The organism is Acinetobacter sp. WZC-1, assembly GCF_052544965.1.
Map to the genome: position 1 here is coordinate 2,206,069 of NZ_CP199370.1, position 21,515 is coordinate 2,227,583.

16 protein-coding genes and 2 tRNA genes are annotated in these 21,515 nt (G+C 46.0%); 10 read left to right on the forward strand and 8 right to left on the reverse strand.

Annotated elements, in window-relative coordinates:
* Positions 1-13 precede the first annotated feature (13 nt).
* Positions 14-2,056: a GtrA family protein gene (locus ACT6PV_RS10160; protein WP_445116250.1), complete on the forward strand. Its 2,043-nt coding sequence runs from the start codon at positions 14-16 to the stop codon at positions 2,054-2,056.
* Positions 2,057-2,117: 61 nt separating this feature from the next.
* On the opposite strand, the gene gyrA is transcribed toward ACT6PV_RS10160, so the two are convergent.
* The 6 genes from gyrA to ACT6PV_RS10190 form a co-directional block, all read right to left on the reverse strand.
* Positions 2,118-5,078: a DNA gyrase subunit A gene (gyrA, locus tag ACT6PV_RS10165; protein ID WP_445116251.1), complete on the reverse strand. Its 2,961-nt coding sequence runs from the start codon at positions 5,076-5,078 to the stop codon at positions 2,118-2,120.
* Positions 5,079-5,421: 343 nt separating this feature from the next.
* A complete protein-coding gene (locus ACT6PV_RS10170) occupies positions 5,422-6,354 on the reverse strand; it encodes an FAD-binding protein (RefSeq protein WP_445116252.1) in 933 nt (310 codons plus the stop codon).
* A gap of 17 nt (positions 6,355-6,371) precedes the next feature.
* Complete coding sequence (locus ACT6PV_RS10175; RefSeq protein WP_445116253.1) at positions 6,372-7,124, reverse strand: electron transfer flavoprotein subunit beta/FixA family protein; 753 nt, start codon at positions 7,122-7,124, stop codon at positions 6,372-6,374.
* Positions 7,125-7,654: 530 nt separating this feature from the next.
* Positions 7,655-8,029: a hypothetical protein gene (locus ACT6PV_RS10180; protein ID WP_445116254.1), complete on the reverse strand. Its 375-nt coding sequence runs from the start codon at positions 8,027-8,029 to the stop codon at positions 7,655-7,657.
* Positions 8,030-8,217: 188 nt separating this feature from the next.
* Positions 8,218-9,111 (reverse strand): tyrosine recombinase XerC, encoded by an 894-nt coding sequence (locus ACT6PV_RS10185; RefSeq protein ID WP_445117091.1) that lies wholly within the window; start codon positions 9,109-9,111, stop codon positions 8,218-8,220.
* 261 nt (positions 9,112-9,372) lie between these two features.
* Positions 9,373-10,551, reverse strand: a complete 1,179-nt coding sequence (locus ACT6PV_RS10190) for a S1C family serine protease (RefSeq protein ID WP_445116255.1) — start codon at positions 10,549-10,551, stop codon at positions 9,373-9,375.
* Between the two features lie 169 nt (positions 10,552-10,720).
* On the opposite strand from ACT6PV_RS10190, the gene ACT6PV_RS10195 reads away from it, so the two are divergent.
* The 4 genes from ACT6PV_RS10195 (at position 10,721) to ACT6PV_RS10210 (ending at position 12,660) form a co-directional block, all read left to right on the forward strand.
* A complete protein-coding gene (locus ACT6PV_RS10195) occupies positions 10,721-11,479 on the forward strand; it encodes a Nif3-like dinuclear metal center hexameric protein (protein WP_445116256.1) in 759 nt (252 codons plus the stop codon).
* 253 nt (positions 11,480-11,732) lie between these two features.
* The gene (locus ACT6PV_RS10200) at positions 11,733-12,359 is read left to right on the forward strand and encodes a superoxide dismutase (RefSeq protein ID WP_445116257.1); all 627 of its coding nucleotides are present in this window, start codon (positions 11,733-11,735) and stop codon (positions 12,357-12,359) included.
* 145 nt (positions 12,360-12,504) lie between these two features.
* Positions 12,505-12,580, forward strand: a tRNA-Asn gene (locus ACT6PV_RS10205).
* A 4-nt stretch (positions 12,581-12,584) separates the two neighbouring features.
* Positions 12,585-12,660 (forward strand) — tRNA-Asn (locus ACT6PV_RS10210).
* A gap of 137 nt (positions 12,661-12,797) precedes the next feature.
* Here ACT6PV_RS10210 and ACT6PV_RS10215 read toward each other — a convergent pair.
* Together ACT6PV_RS10215 and ACT6PV_RS10220 are read right to left on the reverse strand one after the other, a co-directional pair.
* Complete coding sequence (locus tag ACT6PV_RS10215; RefSeq protein ID WP_445116258.1) at positions 12,798-13,583, reverse strand: 3-hydroxybutyrate dehydrogenase; 786 nt, start codon at positions 13,581-13,583, stop codon at positions 12,798-12,800.
* A gap of 77 nt (positions 13,584-13,660) precedes the next feature.
* Positions 13,661-15,088 carry a GntP family permease gene (locus ACT6PV_RS10220; RefSeq protein WP_445116259.1) on the reverse strand — a complete coding sequence of 476 codons (1,428 nt, stop codon included), beginning with the start codon at positions 15,086-15,088 and terminating at the stop codon, positions 13,661-13,663.
* Positions 15,089-15,853: 765 nt separating this feature from the next.
* Between ACT6PV_RS10220 and ACT6PV_RS10225 the strand changes: the two genes are divergently transcribed.
* The 5 genes from ACT6PV_RS10225 to ACT6PV_RS10245 all read left to right on the forward strand — a co-directional run bounded on the left by ACT6PV_RS10225 (position 15,854) and on the right by ACT6PV_RS10245 (position 21,389).
* Positions 15,854-16,741 carry a LysR family transcriptional regulator gene (locus ACT6PV_RS10225; RefSeq protein ID WP_445116260.1) on the forward strand — a complete coding sequence of 296 codons (888 nt, stop codon included), beginning with the start codon at positions 15,854-15,856 and terminating at the stop codon, positions 16,739-16,741.
* 273 nt (positions 16,742-17,014) lie between these two features.
* A complete protein-coding gene (locus ACT6PV_RS10230) occupies positions 17,015-17,710 on the forward strand; it encodes a CoA transferase subunit A (protein ID WP_445116261.1) in 696 nt (231 codons plus the stop codon).
* A 17-nt stretch (positions 17,711-17,727) separates the two neighbouring features.
* Positions 17,728-18,357, forward strand: coding sequence for a CoA transferase subunit B (locus ACT6PV_RS10235; RefSeq protein ID WP_445116262.1), 630 nt, complete (start codon positions 17,728-17,730; stop codon positions 18,355-18,357).
* A gap of 151 nt (positions 18,358-18,508) precedes the next feature.
* Positions 18,509-19,918 carry a short-chain fatty acid transporter gene (locus ACT6PV_RS10240; protein ID WP_445116263.1) on the forward strand — a complete coding sequence of 470 codons (1,410 nt, stop codon included), beginning with the start codon at positions 18,509-18,511 and terminating at the stop codon, positions 19,916-19,918.
* 283 nt (positions 19,919-20,201) lie between these two features.
* Positions 20,202-21,389, forward strand: a complete 1,188-nt coding sequence (locus tag ACT6PV_RS10245; protein WP_445116264.1) for an ammonium transporter — start codon at positions 20,202-20,204, stop codon at positions 21,387-21,389.
* The last annotated feature ends 126 nt before the right edge of the window (positions 21,390-21,515 follow it).

Genomic DNA, 21,515 nt, shown 5'->3' on the forward strand with positions numbered 1-21,515 from the left:
ATCCGTGTCCCATATGCCTGTCCCCATATCACAATTGATCCGGTTTGCCACTGTCGGTGTGCTGGCTGGATTCATTCACTATTGCCTGGTGATGCTGCTGTTTAAACAGCAGCACATACCACTGCAATATGCCAATTTTTTTGCTTTTCTCACGGCATTCTGGGTCAGCTATTTCGGTCATCGCATACTGACCTTTAAAGCACAGCAGATTCCGCATCGGCAGACGCTCCCCAGATTCATACTGGTGGCCGGAATCGGTTTTCTGTTCAATGAAAGCTTTTTACTGCTGGCCAGTCTTTACTGGCATAACGCACTGTCCATGCAGGTCATTATGGCCATTTTACTGACATCCATTGTGACCTTTTTGCTTAATCGACGCTTTGCCTTTCATCACCAGGGGATTCCACACATGCAGCAATGGCTCCGCTCATCCAGATTTCTGATTGTTTTTTTACCTATCTGGTTATTTGCTTCATCCTGTATACGCTATCTGTCGGTACCGGATGAGGGCCGTTATGGTGATATCAGCCGCCATATGGTTGAGTCAGGCGACTGGCTGATTCCCCGCATAAATGGCTTGCCGTTTATGCATAAACCGCCATTACTGCACTGGCTCAGCTCTGTTTTTATGGAAATTGCCGGGGTTCATATCTGGACGCTCAGACTTGTGCCTGTCCTTGCAGGCACTGTCATGCTGGTCAGTCTGTTTTTATTTGTCAGAAAACATATATCTGAACATATTGCCCAGTTGACCATCATTATCCTGGCAACGAATCTGCTGTTTTTTGGAAGCAGTGAATATATTAACCATGACTTACTGGTTGCTGCATGGATGACCGTCAGTATTTTATGTTTTGTTGACTTTAGCATTTCAGCCCGCAGATCCATCTTACTGCTCGGTTATTTTGCCGGTGCAGCAGCATTTTTAAGTAAAGGGCTGATAGGTATTCTCATTCCAGGTATGGTCTTATTGCCGTGGCTGCTATATACCGGGCAGTGGAAAAAAATACCGTCCTTACTGCATCCCGCCGGTATCCTGTTATTCCTGGCACTGACACTGCCCTGGCTCTATATGGTTCAGCTCAGGTATCCGCAGTTTTTACATTATTTCTTTATTGATCAGCAATTCAGCCGCTTTAATTCAACCCAGTTCAATAATAAACAGCCCTGGTTTTATTATTTACTTATTCTGGCGGCCAGTTTCTTGCCGTGGTTATTGGTCAGTGGCTTTAAATTTTCAAAAGCCACACTAAAGGAACAGCTGTCATCCTCCCTGTCTGTTTTAGGGCTCTGGTGGCTTCTTTCCGTAACCCTGTTTTTTTCCATTCCACCCTCCAAACTGGCGGGCTATATTTTACCGGCGGTTCCTCCACTGGCAGTCTGTATGGCCGTCATGATCAGTTGTGTGCTGATGCAACCCGATAAAAACCGATTACAGGTCTATGGCATTGCTGTTTTCCTGCTGATTCTGGGTACCGGTATTGCACTGACCCCTCAGCTGGCCGGCAGCAAACAGGCTTTTTATCTACAGCAATCGTCGCAGATCTATGCTGTGGCTGCAGTCTTAATCTGTCTGCCACTGATTTTATTGTGGCGATATCAACACAAAAAGCTGGAATATTTCAGCTATGTTTTTATCTGTCTGATTGTACTATGCACTTCTGTTTCATATGCAACACGCCTGCTGGACACGAAAAACAATGCCACACAGATCGATTTTTCCCAGTATATACAGCCATCCTCTCAAATTATTTTTTATCATTATTATTTTTATGACGTACCCTTTCTGCTTGATCTGAAAAAGCCGGTATATATTGTAGATAATTGGGAAAATGTTCATTCTGATGGTTCATCACTGGAACTGAAAGACGGTCTGTTATTTGAACCGCAGCTGAAACAATATTTATGGAATGAACAACAACTTCAGACTGCCCTGGCATCAAAACAACCCTTCATTCTGCTCAGTCGCCCGAATAATTTCAGCACTACCGACAAGCATGTAAAAATCCTGCATTATCGGAATTATGATGTATTCCTATTCAACAGTCCGTCATAACGGCACCCCCAATCAACAAAAAAGGAAGCCGTTGCTTCCTTTTTTGTTTCAGTAACCTGGGTTATTCTTCGAGCTCATCCTCTGCACTGGAGGCCGCATCTTCAGAGGTCTCAGTCACTTCGGGCTCTTCCAGTTCAGTCAGTGCTTCGTCTTCTTCGACCGCCTCAATGGAAACTACGCCCACCAGTACCTCTTCCTGTCCAAGACGAATCAGACGTACGCCCTGTGCATTTCGACCCGTTGTCGCAACTTCCGCAGCACGTGTCCGCACCAGGGTACCGCCATCTGAAATCAACATCAATTCTTTGGATTCATCAATGGAAACTGCCCCAATCAGCTCACCATTACGGGCAGAAGTCTTAATGGCAATAACGCCTTTACCGCCACGTTTTTTGGTTGGGAAATCATCAACCGGTGTCCGTTTACCATAACCCCTGGCACATGCACACAGCACCTCACCGGTTTCCGGCACCACCACCAGCGATACAATACGGCTGACCAGATTCAGATCGGAAGAATCTTCATCATCAGCATCTGCCGCATCATTCTCTTCCACGTCTTCTGCCTGAGCCGCGGCCAGTGCAACACGCATACCGCGCACACCCTTCGCAGAACGTCCCATTGAACGGACATCTGTTTCAGCAAAACGGATGGCCTTACCTTCATTGGAGAACAACATAATCTGCTGCTCGCCATCGGTAATGGCAACACCAATTAAAGTGTCTTCCTCATTCAGCTCAATCGCACGTAAACCGTTGGAGCGGACATTACTGAACTGCTCCAGTTCAACCCGCTTCACAGTACCGGACGCTGTTGCCATAAATACATAATAGTTTTTACGGACACACTCAGCCTGTTCAGCAAAATCTGCAATCAATGGCTCATCCAGATCCACAGCGGTCAGCTCGGTTCCCAGTTGTTTTAACTGCGTACGCAAGGCATCTGACAAATCATCGGCGTCATCTGCAAGACCAGACAGGGCGGCTTCCAGCGCCGTATAATGTGCGTCAATGACCGTATTTTTTCTGAGTTCAGTGACATTGGAGGTGACAAAGCTTCGGAATTCAGCCAGACGCTCCGTCAGTTTCTTCGGCGCATCAATCACCGGCAGAATCGCAGTAATGGTTTCCGTTGCATCCAGTGGCAGCAGGTTCACCATCGGACGGCCTTTGGCACCACGCGATGCCTGCGGTACTTCAAATACTTTCAGTCGATACACTTTACCGACATTGGTAAAGCACAGCACCGTGGCATGATTCGATGTCACAATCAGATGCTGAATATAATCGTCATCCTTCATGGAGGTTGCAGACTTACCACGACCACCGCGACGCTGTGCCGCATAATCAGACAATGGCTGAGTCTTGGCATATCCGGTTCTGGAAACCGTCAGCACCACCTGTTCTTCGGGAATCAGATCTTCACGGCAGAAATCCACACGGGATTCCACAATTTCGGTACGACGTGCATCACCATACTGTTGCAGAACCTCTGCAAGCTCCTGACGAATCACATTCATCAGCAGGTTAAAGTCATTTAAAATGGCCGTCAATTCAGCGATCTGCCCCAGAATTTCCGTATACTCAGCATGCAGTTTTTCCTGCTCCAGCCCGGTTAAACGGTGCAAACGCAGCTCCAGAATCGCTCCCACCTGTGCCGGGGAAAGACGGTAAATCTCTTTTGCCAGGCCAAATGGTTTCGCCGGATCTTCACCTTCAATTTCATCCGGTCGCACAGATACGGAACCGGCTTTTTCAAGTAATGCAACCACACCCCCTGCGGCCCACTCACCTGCCTGTAAACGCTCACGGGCTTCAGTCGGGTTCGCTGAGGTTTTAATGGTTTCAATAATGGCATCAATATTCGCCAGTGCAACCGTCAGACCTTCCAGAATATGGCCACGTTCACGTGCTTTGCGCAGTTCGAACATAGTCCGGCGGGTCACCACTTCCTGACGATGACGGATAAATGCGGCAATAATGTCTTTCAGGTTCATCAATTTCGGCTGACCATTGTCCAGGCAGACCATATTGATGCTGAATGAGTTTTCCAGCTGGGTATTTAAAAACAGGTTGTTGACAATCACTTCAGCGTTTTCACCACGCTTTAAGTCAATGGCAATCCGCATCCCTTCCTTGTCAGATTCATCCCGCAGTTCTGAAATTCCTTCAAGCTTCTTCTCTTTAACCAGTTCAGCAATCCGCTCAATGGTTTTTGCCTTGTTGACCTGATACGGAATCTCGGTAAACACAATGGTGGTACGACCGGATTTTGCATCTTCCTCAAAATGATATTTACCCCGGATATGCAGACGGCCCTTACCGGTGCGGTATGCATCCACAATCCCTGATTTACCATAGATAATACCGCCAGTCGGGAAATCCGGGCCGGAAATATGCTCCATCAGCCCTTCCACAGCAATATTGGGGTTATCGGTATAGGCCAGGCAGGCATGAATGACTTCCGTCATATTGTGCGGCGCCATGTTGGTTGCCATCCCCACTGCAATCCCTGTCACACCATTAATCAGCAGATTAGGAATCCGGGTTGGCATGACCTGAGGAATACGCTCAGAGCCATCGTAGTTATCTTCCCATTCAACGGTATCTTTTTCCAGATCTGCCAGTAATTCATGGGTCAGCTTACGCATACGGACTTCGGTATAACGCATGGCTGCTGCACTGTCACCGTCGACAGAACCAAAGTTACCCTGACCATCCACCAGCTGATAACGCAGACTGAAATCCTGTGCCATACGAACGATGGTCTCGTAAACAGCACTGTCACCATGCGGGTGATATTTACCGATGACATCACCCACCACACGTGCAGATTTTTTATAGGCCTTGTTATAGTCATTGCCTAATTCGTGCATGGCGAAAAGCACACGACGGTGAACTGGTTTCAGACCATCCCTCACGTCAGGTAATGCCCGGGATACAATGACGCTCATGGCATAATCAAGATATGAGCTTTTAAGTTCATCCTCAATGGCAATCGGTCTGATTTCCGATACGCTCATGCATACTCCTTATGACAGACAGTCTCAGACTGCCCGATTTATATAATCAATTCTGCAAAAAAATCAACTCAGAAAATGCTGAGTTAAAATCTGAAATTCAGCTCTGAATCATAGCATAAACCGGGCTGTTTTGTTAGATCATGACGGCTGTTTTGTTGTATTTGAGCCGCCTTAATTTATATATCTTTTCAACAGGATAAACTCATGCAACTCTGATCTTTCGAATACCGATCGCTGTATTTTTTTGTTGTCGCCACTGTGCTGAAAATCCGTACAGCTCAGCCTATGCAGACGCACAAAAAAAATGCCCCTGTACAGGGGCATTTTCAGTCTTCAGCAAAACTTAAAGTTTAGAAACCAGCTCAGGAACAGCAGTATTTAAGTCAGCCACTAACCAATAGTCAGCCACTGCATTAATTGGCGCTTCCTCGTCCTTATTGATGGCAACAATCACTTTGGAATCCTTCATACCTGCCAGATGCTGAATCGCACCGGAAATACCCACAGCAACATACAGATCAGGGGCAACGATTTTACCGGTCTGTCCAACCTGCATGTCATTCGGTACAAAGCCGGCATCAACTGCGGCACGTGAAGCACCCTGTGCTGCACCCAGTTTGTCTGCCAATGGATCCAGTACTTTGTGATAGTTTTCACCTGAACCCACACCACGACCACCGGATACAACAATACGGGCAGCGGTTAATTCAGGGCGTTCAGATTTCACAATTTCTTCGTTGATGAATTTCGAGATGCCTGCATCCTTCACGTCAGCAACGGTTTCAACTGCAGCAGAACCACCTTCTGCCGCAACCGGGTCAAATGCTGTACCACGGACTGTAGCAACAACAATCGGCTCAGCAGATTCCACAGTGGCAATGGCATTTCCTGCATAGATTGGACGCTTGAACGTTTTAGGGCTTTCAACAGCAATAATGTCGGTAATCATGCTGACATCCAGCAATGCAGCTGCACGTGGCAGAACATTTTTACCTGTCGTTGTGGAAGCAGCAAGAATATGTGAATAACTTTTGCCCAGTTCCGCAACCAGTTCCGCCACGTTTTCAGCCAGCTGGTTTGCATAGACAGCATTGTCCGCCAGTAACACCTTGCTTACACCTGAAACTTTTGCAGCAGCATCAGCAACTGCCTGAGCACCAGAACCTGCAACCAGTACAGTGATATCACCACCGATTTTCTGCGCCGCAGCAACAACGTTCAAAGTTGCACCATTCAGTGTCTTATTGTCGTGCTCAGCGATAACTAAAATACTCATGATTTTATCCTTCTGTATCAGATCACTTTCGCTTCATTTTTAAGTTTGTCGATTAATTCATCAACAGACTTCACCTGGACACCCGCTTTACGCTCAGCAGGTGGTTCGACCTTCACTGTTTTCAGTTTTGTTGCAGGCGTCACACCGAAATCAGCCGGAGATTTGGTATCCAATGGCTTTTTACGTGCTTTCATAATGTTTGGAAGCGCTGCATAACGTGGTTCATTCAGACGCAGATCAGTCGTGATGATGGCAGGAAGATTCAGCTCAACCGTCTGTAAACCACCGTCAATTTCACGGGTCACCTGTACTTTATCGCCTTCAACTTTAACTTCTGAGGCAAAAGTACCCTGACCGGCACCCAGTAAGGCACCCAGCATCTGTCCCACCTGGTTGGAGTCATCATCAATGGCCTGTTTACCCAACAGGATCAGCTGAGGCTGTTCAGCATCAACAACGCCTTTCAGAATTTTGGCAACCTCCAGTGCGCCAAGCTCACTGTCACTGGCTTCAATCAGAATCCCACGGTCTGCACCAAGCGCCATGGCAGAACGGATCTGCTCCTGAGCTTCCTTTGGACCAATAGAAACAACAACAATTTCTGAAACTGTTCCTTTTTCCTTTAAACGAACCGCTTCTTCTACTGCGATTTCATCAAATGGGTTAATTGACATCTTAACATTCGTCAGGTCTACCCCACTATTGTCCGGTTTAACGCGGACTTTAACGTTGGCATCAACCACACGTTTTACAGCAACAAGAGCCTTCATGTAATCCTCGGCTGTTTTAGCAAAAGTAAATGTTGTGAAGAGTGATTATAACCCTTCGTTTTAAATTTTTAGGTGCCCTATCTTGCAATGTGATCGGCATTTCGGTCAAGTCACAATTCATAAAAGAGCTGTAAAAAAGCGTAAAAATCATTGAACGGGCCGTTCATAAAAAAATGTCCACCATTACTTAAAATGAGTAACCGAAAAAAACTATATTATATCTTGTTTTTTATTGTTTTTTTCTTATTCATCCTTCTGATTTAAAACAAAACCGGTATCATGCATCATTATTTTTTTCATCAGATGCCACAATGATGTTTCAGAATCCAGGAATGTCATTTAAGACAGATCATGTCATTTTCAGATAAATACCGCAAATCGCTGCCCGTTTTTATTCTTCTTCCTGGATGTTTACCCAGGTCACCCATGCAGCCCTGTCATCTGAACCGTCCATTCAAACCATGCAAGCCTCACAACCAGCTGAAACATGTGCAATTGTAGTCAGTTGCACATGCCATGCCGGAAATTACTCATTTACACTGATTATTTTTCAGAAAATCCCGGTGAATATGACTGAGGTCAATTAGATCCATTTTATCCAGTGCAAAAGCCTGCCATACGGCAATGAAGTCTGCTTTCTGATCCACTCCCTGATTGCTCATATGCGGCTGCTCCACCCACATGAACTCATCCCACACATAGCTTTTCCCCGATACAGCATCCAGCGCCTGGATTTTCCCGTGACTGTTAATACCCTGTACGCCGGCGGCTCCGGGTAAGACCGCCTCAACCCGGGGCAAACTTAATTCAACAAAATGTTTTACCTGACGCAGGCCATAGCCACAAAAAATTTCTTTTTGCGGTTCAGAAAGCTGCTGGTATTTCTGTTCTAACTCAGGAATCATGATTCAACCTAACACTCAATTTTCTATCTTCTCTCTGCAACCTGTCATTGTTCAATCAGATGAGTCACACGTCATATTTAAAACATATACAGCAGTACCTGCCTAAAAACAATCGGTGAGCATTTTTTTTCATGATCATATGTTGCATATTTTAATGATGATATCTGCACAATCCGGCCCAGTGTGGATCAGTCCCTGCGCTTACTGGCTCTGGGATGTGCCCGGTCATAGACCTGTGCAAGATGATCAAAATCGACATGGGTATAAATCTGAGTCGTGCTTAAATTACTGTGTCCGAGCATTTCCTGCACAGCCCGTAAGTCACCACTGCCGGACAGCATATGACTGGCAAAACAATGCCGTAACAGATGCGGATGCAGGTCAACATTGACGCCGGCACGCCGGGCCTGAAATTTTACCCGGTTTTCAATCTGCCGTGGACTGATGCTATTACCGCGCTGAGTAATAAAAACAGAGGAGTCTGCGCTGAATCCACCCTGCCATAATCTGAAAATTTCCAGCCACTGCAGCAGACTCTCACGTGCTTTGCTGCCAAATGGCACCACACGTGTCTTATTGCCTTTACCGGTAATCCGCACCAGCTGACGGTTAAAATCAATATCCCTGACTTGCAGCCCCTGAATTTCAGCCAGTCGCAAACCACTTGAATACAGTAATTCCAGCATCGCCTTATCGCGCAGCCACAGCTGTTGTTCCAGTGGTTTTTCAGGTGTCGGCTGGTCCAGAATCTGATTGACTGTTTCAATATCAATCATTCCCGGCAATGGCCGGGGCTGACGCTTAAACTGTAAGTCATCCGACGGATTCATGGCCAGATAATTTCCGTGCTCCGCCCATTTCATGAACTGACGGATGGCGGTCAGCTGCCGTTGCAGGCTGCCTGAACTGAGCTGATCCCTTTCCACCCGGATGGCCAGATATTCCCGCAGATCAGCGGCTTCAACCTGTTGCAGGGCCAGCTGCCGTTCATCACAGAAATGAATAAAATCTGCGACATCCCGAAAATAAGCGCTCAGGGTATGTGCAGACTGATTCTGAATTTGCCGTTCCCTGAGCCACATAGAGAGTAATTGCATGGCATCCTGCTGCTGCATCTGACCCTCCTGATTTAATGGCGGATTAACGAACTGATTTGCAATGACCGGCTCTGATCGGCTGGCAAAATGACCCACAAGATAAAGTCATGATGACCACATAACCCACAGCGTCATATAACCAGCATCACATAATCGTCATCATACGCTAAAAAACCTGAACATCGAACATCGTCAGAATGCAAAAGCCCCGACAATGAATCATCGGGGCTTTAACAATCAATCAGTTCATTGACGTCTCGGTAATGGAATATACTGGCTGTCATTGCTCTGTGGCTTTCTTTCCCCAACCTGAACATTCAGTACAGTGTTCTGATCACCGCGGACCACTTCAATCTGAATGGTCGAATTCGGTGGCTGTAAGGCAACGTAATTAATCAGATGTGCAGCCGAAGTCATGACTTCATTATTCACTTTCACAATTTTATCGCCGACTTTAATCCCGCCAGCAGCAGCAGGGCCACCTTTCATGACGTCTGCAACAATCGCCCCTGCTTCACGTGGCTGCAATACATCGTCCTGCTTTGGCGGCATCAGACTGATGCCCAGCCAGCCACGGATCACCCGACCATCCTTCAGAATCGAATTCATCACCTGCTGACAGACTTTCGCCGGAATGGCAAAACCAATACCCAGTGAACCGCCTGACTGAGAGAAAATGGCTGTATTGACACCAATTAAATTTCCGGCCACATCAATCAGCGCGCCACCCGAGTTACCCGGATTAATAGCAGCATCCGTCTGAATAAAATCTTCATAGGTATTAATACCCAGATCAGAACGTCCTGTCGCAGAGATAATGCCCTGAGTCACAGTCTGACCAACACCGAATGGATTACCAATCGCCAGCACCACATCGCCGACTTCATTACCACTTAATTTAAATGGCAATACCGGTAATTTATCCAGTTCAATTTTAATCACCGCCAGGTCCGTATCCGGATCAGTCCCGATCACTTTTGCTTCTGCACGCCGCCCGTCCTGCAACGCGACCACAATCTGATCGGCCTGTGCAATCACATGGTTATTGGTCAGTATGTAGCCATCAGGACGCACAATCACCCCGGAGCCCAGGCTGTTTTCATCCTGCCCCTGATTCTGATCTGGAATCTGATTGCCAAAAAACTCCCTGAACACCGGGTCATTCAGCAATGGATGCTTCTTTTTGACTTTCTGGGTGGTAAAAATATTCACCACGGCAGGTGCGGCAACCTTCACGGCTGCATTGTATGACACCACACCACCCGTCCGGGAAGTATTGACCAATGGTTCAACCTTTTCTGCCGGCATTTTTACACCGTCAGCGGCAATAGGAGCCTTAGGCTGATGGAACCGTTGCCAGCCAATAAAACTGACAATAACAATAACGAGCAACACCCATGGTAACCATGTAAAGGACCGGCGCACTATATTTCCCTCTGAGATTTTTTTAATGTGTTGATGACACTGATATTTTCCCTATTGTAATCAAAATCTGACAAGATACATAAAATTCACAGCAAAAATTTGTTCAGCTTTAGTTACAATCAATATTATGTGTAAATTATTTTAATTTTCAGCTTAATCCGGATCAATCATGGCTTCATTAAACGACATTATCAACTGGTGTGACCAGACGCTTAAGTCCTCAGAGTTTAAGGATTATGCACCCAACGGCCTACAAATAGAAGGACGGGCTGAAATAAAAAAAATCCTGTGTGCCGTAACTGCCGCACAGGAGGCCATAGATGCAGCCATTCTGCAGAATGCCGATTTGTTACTGGTGCATCATGGTTATTTCTGGAAAGGTGAAGCTCCTGAAATCACCGGAATGCGCGGCAAACGTATCAGGCGCCTAATTCAGCAGGATATTTCACTGGTGGCCTATCACCTGCCGCTGGACTCACATCCGACACTGGGCAATAACGCAGCCATTGCAGAAATTCTTGAACTGGACAATATCGGCGCGCTGGATCCGGCTGAACGCAACCCGATTGGCAATATCGGTTATTTGAAACATGCCATGACACCAACTGATTTCAGACAATATCTGACTGAACGACTGGGTTTTAATGCCATTCACCTGCCGGCAGAAAAAGAATTCATTCAGAAAATAGGATTCTGTACCGGTGGTGCCCAGGACTTCATCAGCAAAGCCGCACATCAGCAATGTGATGCCTATATTTCCGGCGAAGTCAGTGAAAGGACCTTTTATGAGGCCCGTGAACTGAATGTTCATTATTATGCCTGTGGGCATCATGCAACCGAAAAATATGGGGTACAACGCCTGGCCGCTGCACTTGCGGAACAATTCAATATTGAATTCAGTTATTTTGAGCTGAACAACCCGATTTAACCCTGGGCCTGATCTGATCTTCTGAATCAGTGCCTGTGCGCTGGGCTGATTCGTGCAATTGAATCCTGCCATGCGCCATAGCCTGTATCCTGTCGGCTTTTGCTGTAAAAAGTCCTGCATATTCCCGGATATAGGCGCCTTATTCATCATCGGTTATGTATTGTTACTCAAAAATAATGCACAATCGCCCGGATAATCCATTACAATAAAATCACTTAATGTTAGAACCCAGCACAATGCAAGGAATTTGAACATGACAACCATTACTTTACCTGCACTTCCTTATGGTTATGAAGATCTTGCTCCTCATATCAGTAAAGAAACCCTCGAGTTTCACCACGATAAGCACCATAACACTTATGTGGTCAATCTGAATAACCTGATCAAGGGAACAGATCTTGAAGGCAAAACCCTGGAGGAAATCATCACCACTACAGCTGGCGATGCGTCTAAAGCAGGTATTTTCAACAATGCGGCTCAGATCTGGAACCATACCTTTTACTGGAACTGCATGACTCCAAATGGTGGCGGTAAAGCAACAGGTGCTCTGGCTGCTAAAATTGACGAAGCTTTCGGTTCATATGAAAAATTTGCTGAAGAATTTGCTGCTGCTGCGACCACTCAATTTGGTTCCGGCTGGGCATGGTTGGTTGCCGACAAAGTCAACGGCGAACTTTCCATTCTGAAAACATCCAATGCAGACACCCCGCTTGCTCACGGTAAAGTTGCTGTTCTGACTATCGATGTCTGGGAACATGCTTACTACATCGACTTCCGTAATGCCCGTCCTAAATATATTTCCACCTTCACCGAACACCTGGTGAACTGGGACTATGCAAATGCAAAATATGCAGGTCAGGCAGCCGGCGTAGAGAAATAATTGATCCGTAGTCCCTGAAAAATCACCCATCCGGGTGATTTTTTTAATTGTGCAACTTAAACGGGTATTTCTAAAGCAAATAGTTCATTTCTTTATATTTACGTGTTGACGACCTGAGTTTTCATCCCTAAAATGCGTCACAGATTCTCCAATAGCTCAGTCGGTAGAGCGACGGACTGTTAATCCGCAGGTCCCTGGTTCGAGCCCAGGTTGGAGAGCCACTATTCTTCCATAGCTCAGTCGGTAGAGCGACGGACTGTTAATCCGCAGGTCCCTGGTTCGAGCCCAGGTGGAAGAGCCAGTATTTAAAAAGCCCACAGAAAAGTGGGCTTTTTTGTGGGCGATGTTTATGGATCAGGATGTTGATGGACCAATCAGCCTCATTTACAGATGGGCAGACCATCTTCCAAGTCATGATCAGTTATTACACGGCAACGCTTATTGTGCAGTATAACCACCATCCATGACCACCGCCTGCCCAGTCACACCGCCTGCCTTGTCACTGGCCAGGAAAATGGCATAATCGGCAATTTCTTCAACCGTCAGCAGTCGTTTTTGTGGAACCATGCCCAGGATGATCTCTTCCAGTGCGCTTTGTTCACTGACATTGCGGGTTTTAGCCAGATCGGCAATCTGACCACGAACCAGTGGTGTGTCTACATAACCCGGACACAACGCATTGACAGTAATGCCATCGTGCGCGCATTCCAGCGCGGCCACTCTGGTCAGTCCGATCACGCCGTGCTTGGCACTGTTATAACCTGCTTTCCCGGCAAAACCAATCAAACCGTTAATGGACGCCATATTAATAATCCGACCATATTTTTTGGCTTTCATGATTGGAAAAGCATGCTTGATTCCAATGAATGAACCCGTCAGCATTACCTGAAGTAATTTCTGATAAACAGCCGTTTCAAAATCCTCAATGGCCGCAACATGCTGAAAGCCTGCATTATTAATTAAGATATCCAGGCCACCAAAAGTTTTTTGCGTTAATTCAATGGCTGCTTTATACGCCTGTTCATCTGACACATCACACGGTGCAGACAGTGCCTCAAAACCTCCTTTTTTCAATTGTTCAACAACCTGTTCACACTTTTCAGCATTCATATCCGAAATCACCACCTTCGCCCCTTCCGTTGCAAATTTTTTTGCAACTTCCAGACCGATACCGCTGGCTGAACCGGTAATAAATGCCACTTTAGCTACGAGTTGTTTACTCACTTGTTCTCTCCAATAGCTTCAGATTTCACCTGGCAATAGGTTTCAGATGACTATGAAACAAAACAGCCGTATAAAAATCAGACAATACCAAACCATGTAAATGCAATAATCACTACAAATACTGCAATGGTTTTGATGATGGTAATTGCAAAAATATCCTTATAGGATTGTTTATGTGTTAATCCTGTCACCGCAAGCAAGGTGATGACTGCGCCATTGTGCGGGAGGGTGTCCATACCACCGGATGCCATTGAGACAACACGGTGCATTACTTCCGGCGGAATTCCCGCGGCCAGGATTGCCGCATTATATTGTTCTGCCATCGCACTCAGGGCAATACTCATACCACCGGAGGCTGAACCGGTAATCCCTGAAAGGATGGTGGTGGTCAGTGCACCATTGACCAGTGGATTGCTGAAAGTATGGCCCAGTGCATGGCTCACCAGGGCAAAACCCGGCAATGCAGCAATCACCGCGCCAAAACCATATTCAGAAGCAGTATTCATCACGGCCAGCAGCGCACCGCCAATACTGGCATTGACACCTTCCCTGAATTTTTCAATCACCCGCTGATAGTCAAACAGTATTGCCGCAGCAATACCCACCACCAATGCCATACCTACAGCCCAGATTGAACCTGTTTTTGCCACATCAATACTATAACTGGCCAGGCCAATTGCGTTGAAGTCGAAACCATTCGGGTACCATTCCTTAATGGCGGTGGATAAATATTTATTCATCACCGCAACCAGAATAAGCGGAACAAAAGCCAGTAGCTGGCGGGAGGCTGAACTGTGCAGTTGTACAGCATCACGTTCAGTGCTGACTTCTACCGATTTTTCAGCAGTTTCACCTGCAAATCCTGCATAGCCTTCACCGGCCCTGACCGCAGCACGACGGCGCATGCTCAGATAAAGCATGCCCATACACAGCACAAAAATTGCACCAATAATCCCAAGCCACGGCGCGGCATAAATATTGGTCCCAAAGAACGTGGTCGGAATGACATTCTGAATCTGTGGTGTTCCCGGTAAGGCATCCATGGTAAATGTAAATGTTCCCAGGGCAATGGTTGCCGGAATCAGACGTCTGGGAATATTGGCCTGCATGAACAATTGATTGGCAAATGGATAAATGGCAAACACTGCAACAAACAGACTGACGCCGCTGTAGGTTAAAATGGCACCCAGCAATACAATGGTTAAAGTTGCATTTTTTGCACCAATCACCCGAACAATGGTTCGGGCAATGGATTCGGCAATACCCGACATTTCAACCACTTTACCGAAAATGGCACCCAACAGGAAAACCAGGAAATAATCCTTAATAAAGCTGACCATTTTCGGCATGAACACACCGGAATAAAATGGCAGTACATTGCCCGGATTCATTAAAAAAACAGCCAGTAAGGCACAGATCGGTGCCATAAGAATCACGGAAAACCCACGATAAGCCGTGTACATCAACAGTCCAAGCGACAGTAAAATAACAAATAGATCCCACATATTCCTTTTCCTACCCTTTCCTTTTTCCTACCCTTACAGGGAATACATTCCGGATTTCCCACCCGGATCAGTTAATATTAGAGCTCTTGCAAAAGTCAGAATTTGTACAACTATAAACCATGATTTTTCAGGAATTCTCAATATCCCAAATCATTAAAGATGATACTTTCGCAAGAAGTCTATTCAATAAAAGATTATCCTTAACCATAAATTCAGCTGGAAAATTATATATCGTTATTTCTTTAATATACATGATTTTTAATTATGAATTTAATTCAAATATTCATTCAGGGTTAAAACATAAGCTATCAAAAATAAAATGAAAGATAATTTATTGATAATAAAAATAAATTTAAATAATATTTTATTGCCGAAACGGTTTATTTAAAAAAATATATCAGTTATTAAAATAAACTCATTAATCAATATAAAACCAGTCGATTTTATCGGGAGATAATTCAAATATCTGATTAAAACATGCAACTAAAATAACCGGATCATGTTTATCCCAATCATTCAAATTATCATTTACACAACCCATCATTCCTATTTATAGGCTGAGATGCGGGTTGACAGCCGATTATTCTTAACAAAAAATGGCTAACAATCCCCTGCTTTTTTTTATAAATTACAATGAGATCTGCTGACAACGCGTCAAGGGTCTGTTTCATCACGCCTGCCTGATCAAAGGCCCTGAAGGATGTCAGATATCAGCAGTTTTCCCTGAACCCATTGACTCAACCCCTTTTCCCAGGCGCTCCCTATATGACCCTCAAGCAACTGAAAGCTTTTCTGACATTGGTCCGCACCCTCAATTATGCAAGTGCATCTGCTGAATTACATTTAAGCCAGTCGGCCTTAAGTCTGAGCATTAAATCACTGGAAGAAGAGTTGGGTGGGAAACTGTTTAAACGCAACACACGCCGTGTGGAAATCACTCAGGAGGGAAAATCGCTGATTCCCTACGCCAGAAAACTGCTGGCCAACTGGGAAGACATGGAAAAAGATGTCAAACAGAGATTCCGGTTAAATCGCGGGACTTTGAATATTGCCTCCATGCCCTTTGCCACCCATGCAATTTTACCTGAAGTCGTCAATCATTTTCTGAAAGACCACCCCAACATCAGCTTTTCCATCCATGATATTCCCAATGAAAGAATTATCGAAAATGTCCTGGATGGTATCTTTGAAATTGGCATTTGCTTTGAGCCTGCCCTGAACGATCAGCTGGAATTCATTCCCCTGTTCGATGAAGATTTCCTGGCATTGCTGCCACGCAGTCATGCTCAGGCGCAAGCCACGGCAATCAGCTGGAAACGCCTGTGTGACAATCCTTTTATCACGCTGCAACACCCTTCCATTCTCCGGCACTTGATCGAACAGAACTGTCTGAAAAATAATCTGACCCTGGATTTAAAAGTGGAATGTCATCAGATCAGTTCACTGTCCAGTTTCGTTGCACAGGGCATCGGCGTCAGCATCATTCCACGCCATTTCCAGCATTTTATTGATAAACAACATAATGTTCTGATCGAAATTGAAGATGGAGCACTTCATCATGCGGTCGGCATTGTATATAAAAAAGACCTGGCTTTGTCCAATATTTCAGCGCAGTTTATTGAAATGCTGTCTCAGCACACTTTTCAGCCATAAAATGTATTCATCAATATTTTCGCCCGATATCCCGTCGTGAATCATCTGTTGTTAATAAAACAGCGATTATTCCGACAATCATCGTGTCATATATGAAAACCTCTGTTTCATTAAAACCCGATCATTTTTGAATATATTTATTTTCAATCAGTTAACACCAAACCACACCACCATTAATGAGTTTTCCTCATCAATCCTTTTGAATTTTATACTTCTTCAAACCATTGCAGGGTGTTACTAATAAAAAAACCAGGGAACTTTACAGGTGAACAGATGAACAAGCTCTATTCAAACGCCACAGAGGCGCTACAGGATATCATTCAGGATAACCAGACCCTTGCTGTAGGCGGTTTTGGTTTAAGCGGCATTCCCGAAGCTCTGATTCAGGCCTTAAAACAGACCGGTGCTACAGGGCTGACCTGTATTTCCAACAATGCCGGTGTTGATGACTTTGGATTGGGTGTGTTGTTAAAAACCCGGCAAATCAAAAAAATGATTTCATCCTATGTGGGTGAAAATAAGGAGTTTGAACACCAGTATCTCAATGGGGAACTGGAGGTTGAACTGACCCCACAGGGAACGCTGGCAGAAAGATTACGTGCCGGCGGTGCCGGAATTCCTGCTTTTTATACCCGCACAGGCCTGGGAACGCTGATTGCTGAAGGCAAAGAGCACCGTGAGTTTGGTGATAAAACTTATATTATGGAAACATCACTGACCGCAGATGTTGCGCTGATAAAGGCCTATAAGGCAGATAAAGCCGGTAACCTGATTTTCCGAAAAACCGCACAAAACTTTAACCCGGAATGTGCAATGGCCGGGAAAATTACCGTTGTTGAGGTGGAACAGATTGTTGAAATCGGTGAACTGGATCCGGACAGCATTCATCTGCCGGGCATTTATATCAACCGGATCGTGGTCAATGCATCCCCTGAAAAACGCATTGAACAAAAAACCCTGAAAGCATAGGCATAGGAGGCGCAGTCATGGCATGGACACGTGAACAAATGGCACAACGTGCCGCTCAGGAACTTCAGGATGGCTTTTATGTCAATCTGGGTATTGGCTTGCCCACACTGGTGGCCAACTATATTCCTGAAAATATGGACGTCTGGCTACAGTCTGAAAATGGCTTGCTGGGCATTGGAGAATTTCCTACCGAAGAAACGGTGGATGCCGACCTGATTAATGCCGGAAAACAAACCGTAACCGCACGCCCCGGCGCTGCTTTTTTCTCAAGCAGTGAATCCTTTGCCATGATCCGTGGCGGCCATGTCAATATTGCCATTCTGGGCGCAATGGAGGTTTCAGAAAAAGGCGATTTAGCCAACTGGATGATTCCCGGTAAAAAAGTCAAAGGCATGGGCGGTGCAATGGACCTGGTGGTCGGCGTCCAGAAAATTGTGGTGCTGATGGAACACAATGCAAAGGACGGCAGTCCCAAAATTGTCAGCCAGTGCAGTTTGCCGCTGACAGGTCAGCAAGTGGTTCACCGCATTATCACCGACCTGGGTGTCATGGATGTTTTACCTGAAGGCATTCATCTGGTTGAACTTGCAGACCATGTCACACATGAACAGATTCAGGCCGCCACAGGTGTGAATTTAATCATCTGATGCATCATAACCCGCAGGACAAGATCAAGATCAGAACTGTCCTGCTTTTATCCTGAGACAACAACGCTTACGAAGATTTCAACAGCTTTCCCCCGATCAATCCATGATGGATCAATGGACAGATATCATCAGTTAAAAATGGACTTTGACTATGAATAAACAACCGGCACGACTGGAACGTTTCGCATTACACATCAGCCAGTGGTCAGAAAAATGGTTCCCCGATTCCTATATTTTCGCCCTGCTTGGTGTGATTATTGTTTCAATAGCCGCAATTTTTATGGGCGCACCGATACAGGACGTTGCCGGCTCATTTGGCAACGGTTTCTGGAGTCTGATTCCATTCACATTGCAAATGACCATGCTGATTATTGTCGGCTATGTAGTCTCTGTCTCTGCCCCGGTGAAAAAGCTGATTCAGAAAATGGCCCGCATCCCGGACTCCGGACGTGGGGCAATTGTGATGGTGGCTGCGGTCAGCCTGATGATTTCACTGGTCAACTGGGCGGTCAGTACCATTTTGACCGCCCTGTTGGTGATTGCGCTGGCAAAACGCAAAGAACTGCATATGGATTATCGTGCAGCTGCCGCGGCGGCCATTATTGGCATGGGGGCAACCTGGGCACTGGGCATCAGTTCATCTGCGGCACAATTACAGGCCAATAAAGCCAGCCTGCCGGAATCCATTTACAAGCTGACCGGTGTCATTCCCTTTACGGAAACCATTTTCCTATGGCAATCGCTGGTGATGACCGCCGTATTGGTGGTTGTGTCGCTGCTGATCGCCTATTGGTCCGCACCCAAAGGCGATAATGTCAAAACCATGCAGGATTTCAGCCTCGATTTTGATGATGAAGAACAGAGCGAAACCGCATCCACCCGACCGGGTGACTGGCTGGAGAACTCTCCGCTGCTGACGATTATTATCGTGCTGCTGGGGCTGATCTGGATGATTCTTGAATTTTCAAAAACCAATCCGATCATCGCCATTTCAAGCCTGAACACCTATAACTTTGTATTTTTAATGCTTGGACTCGCCCTGCATCGGACACCACGTAATTTCCTGAATGCGGTGAGTAAGGCCGTTCCGGCCGTCTCGGGAATCCTGATTCAGTTTCCGTTATATGGCAGTATTGCCTATATCATGACTCAGGCCATAAACAGTGAGGGTTTATCGCTCTCTCATTATATTGCAGAGTTTTTTGTCTCAATTGCTTCCAGGGAAACCTTTGCCATTGTCATGGGCATTTACTCAGCAGTACTGGGGTTCTTTGTACCTTCCGGTGGCGGCAAATGGATTATTGAAGCACCTTATGTCATGCAGGCCGCGAATGACCTGCAGGTGCATCTGGGCTGGTCGGTACAGATTTATAATGCAGCAGAAGCATTGCCTAATCTGATTAACCCATTCTTTATGCTGCCCATGCTGGGCATCTTAAAACTGAAAGCAAAGGACGTGATCGGTTTTACCGTGACTCAGCTGGTAGTACATCTGCCGCTGGTGCTGTTCCTGCTATGGATTCTGGGCAGAACCCTGAGCTACACACCACCGGTCATGTAAATCACATTCAGCCAAATTATATACAAAAACTCAATCACATACAGGCCGGAGCAGTGTTATTTGTTCTGGCTTTTCTGCTATAACACGTCAGTCAACACCGCTCCAGATCGGCATCATTATTGTGCACAAGAACTGTTATGGTGCATAAACTGTGCTATATCGAGTCATGCATATTTTTCAAATCGCATGATCAATTTTTCCCAATGCAAAAATGCTTCACATCAGCAGATGGATCGTTATACTTGACCCAATTTGTAACACATGGCACCAGAAATAAACATCTATGCAAAATACAGATCTACTCTTTCTTCTACTCGGCGCAATCCTGGTATTGGCCATGCACGCAGGCTTTGCATTTCTGGAGTTGGGCACTGTCCGCCATAAAAACCAGGTCAATGCACTGAGTAAAATCCTGGTCGATTTTTCTCTTTCTGCCATTGCCTATTTTTTTATTGGTTATTACATCGCATACGGTGAACACTTTTTCCATAGTGGTGCAGAACTGGCGCATGAGCATGGTTATAACCTGATGCGCTGCTTTTTTCTGCTGACTTTTGCGGCAGCCATACCGGCCATTATTTCCGGCGGTATTGCTGAACGTGCCAAAATGCGGACTCAGGCCATTGCCACCCTGTTCCTGGTTGCATTGGTCTATCCATTTTTTGAAGGCATTGCCTGGAATGGCAATCTGGGCCTGCAAAAATGGCTGGAATCCAGTTTTGGCGCCAGTTTTCATGACTTTGCCGGTTCTGTTGTCGTGCATGCCATGGGGGGCTGGATTGCCCTGGTGGCGGTGTTATTACTCGGTGCACGCTACGGCCGCTATAAAAAAGATGGTCGGGTCAGTGCACACCCACCGTCCTCAATTCCGTTCCTGGCACTGGGATCGTGGATTCTGATTGTCGGCTGGTTTGGTTTCAACGTTATGAGTGCCCAGCGACTGGATGCCATTTCAGGACTGGTTGCCATTAACTCCCTGATGGCAATGGTCGGCGGAACCATTGCTGCAAATTTCTTTGGCAAGGAAGACCCGGGCTTTCTGCATAATGGTCCACTGGCCGGATTGGTGGCCATTTGTGCAGGTTCGGATATTGTCCATCCGATCGGTGCTCTGGTCATTGGTGCTTTTGCCGGGTTCGCCTTTGTCAGGCTGTTCACCTATACCCAGAACAGGCTGAAAATTGACGATGTACTGGGCGTATGGCCACTGCATGGCGTCTGTGGTGCCTTCGGTGGTATTGCTGTCGGTCTTTTTGGTCAGAGCTGGCTCGGCGGTCTTGGCGGTGTATCCATGATATCGCAGCTGATCGGTACCCTGCTCGCCATTGTCATAGCCATGACCGGTGGACTACTGGTATATGGTATTTTAAAAATAAGCATGGGCATCCGTCTGACACAGGAAGATGAATTCCGTGGAGCAGATTTGTCCATTCATAAGATTTCTGCAAACTCAGAAGATGCTATTTTTTAAGCTGTTTCTGAAAGCCTGAATGATCACTGCGCCCTGGATCGCCTGGGTGCAATGATCATTCAATTTAAGACCATATAAGTACCTGATCTACAGCGATCATGGTTCCAGGCAATGGCATGACAGCGG

Excerpts from the sequence above, each read along its gene's own strand:
- ACT6PV_RS10160 (WP_445116250.1), top strand. The coding sequence starts at position 14 with ATGCCTGTCCCCATATCACAATTGATCCGGTTTGCCACTGTCGGTGTG.
- gyrA (WP_445116251.1), bottom strand. The coding sequence starts at position 5,078 with ATGAGCGTATCGGAAATCAGACCGATTGCCATTGAGGATGAACTTAAA.
- ACT6PV_RS10170 (WP_445116252.1), bottom strand. The coding sequence starts at position 6,354 with ATGAGTATTTTAGTTATCGCTGAGCACGACAATAAGACACTGAATGGT.
- ACT6PV_RS10175 (WP_445116253.1), bottom strand. The coding sequence starts at position 7,124 with ATGAAGGCTCTTGTTGCTGTAAAACGTGTGGTTGATGCCAACGTTAAA.
- ACT6PV_RS10180 (WP_445116254.1), bottom strand. The coding sequence starts at position 8,029 with ATGATTCCTGAGTTAGAACAGAAATACCAGCAGCTTTCTGAACCGCAA.
- ACT6PV_RS10185 (WP_445117091.1), bottom strand. The coding sequence starts at position 9,111 with ATGTGGCTCAGGGAACGGCAAATTCAGAATCAGTCTGCACATACCCTG.
- ACT6PV_RS10195 (WP_445116256.1), top strand. The coding sequence starts at position 10,721 with ATGGCTTCATTAAACGACATTATCAACTGGTGTGACCAGACGCTTAAG.
- ACT6PV_RS10200 (WP_445116257.1), top strand. The coding sequence starts at position 11,733 with ATGACAACCATTACTTTACCTGCACTTCCTTATGGTTATGAAGATCTT.
- ACT6PV_RS10220 (WP_445116259.1), bottom strand. The coding sequence starts at position 15,088 with ATGTGGGATCTATTTGTTATTTTACTGTCGCTTGGACTGTTGATGTAC.
- ACT6PV_RS10225 (WP_445116260.1), top strand. The coding sequence starts at position 15,854 with ATGACCCTCAAGCAACTGAAAGCTTTTCTGACATTGGTCCGCACCCTC.
- ACT6PV_RS10230 (WP_445116261.1), top strand. The coding sequence starts at position 17,015 with ATGAACAAGCTCTATTCAAACGCCACAGAGGCGCTACAGGATATCATT.
- ACT6PV_RS10235 (WP_445116262.1), top strand. The coding sequence starts at position 17,728 with ATGGCATGGACACGTGAACAAATGGCACAACGTGCCGCTCAGGAACTT.
- ACT6PV_RS10240 (WP_445116263.1), top strand. The coding sequence starts at position 18,509 with ATGAATAAACAACCGGCACGACTGGAACGTTTCGCATTACACATCAGC.
- ACT6PV_RS10245 (WP_445116264.1), top strand. The coding sequence starts at position 20,202 with ATGCAAAATACAGATCTACTCTTTCTTCTACTCGGCGCAATCCTGGTA.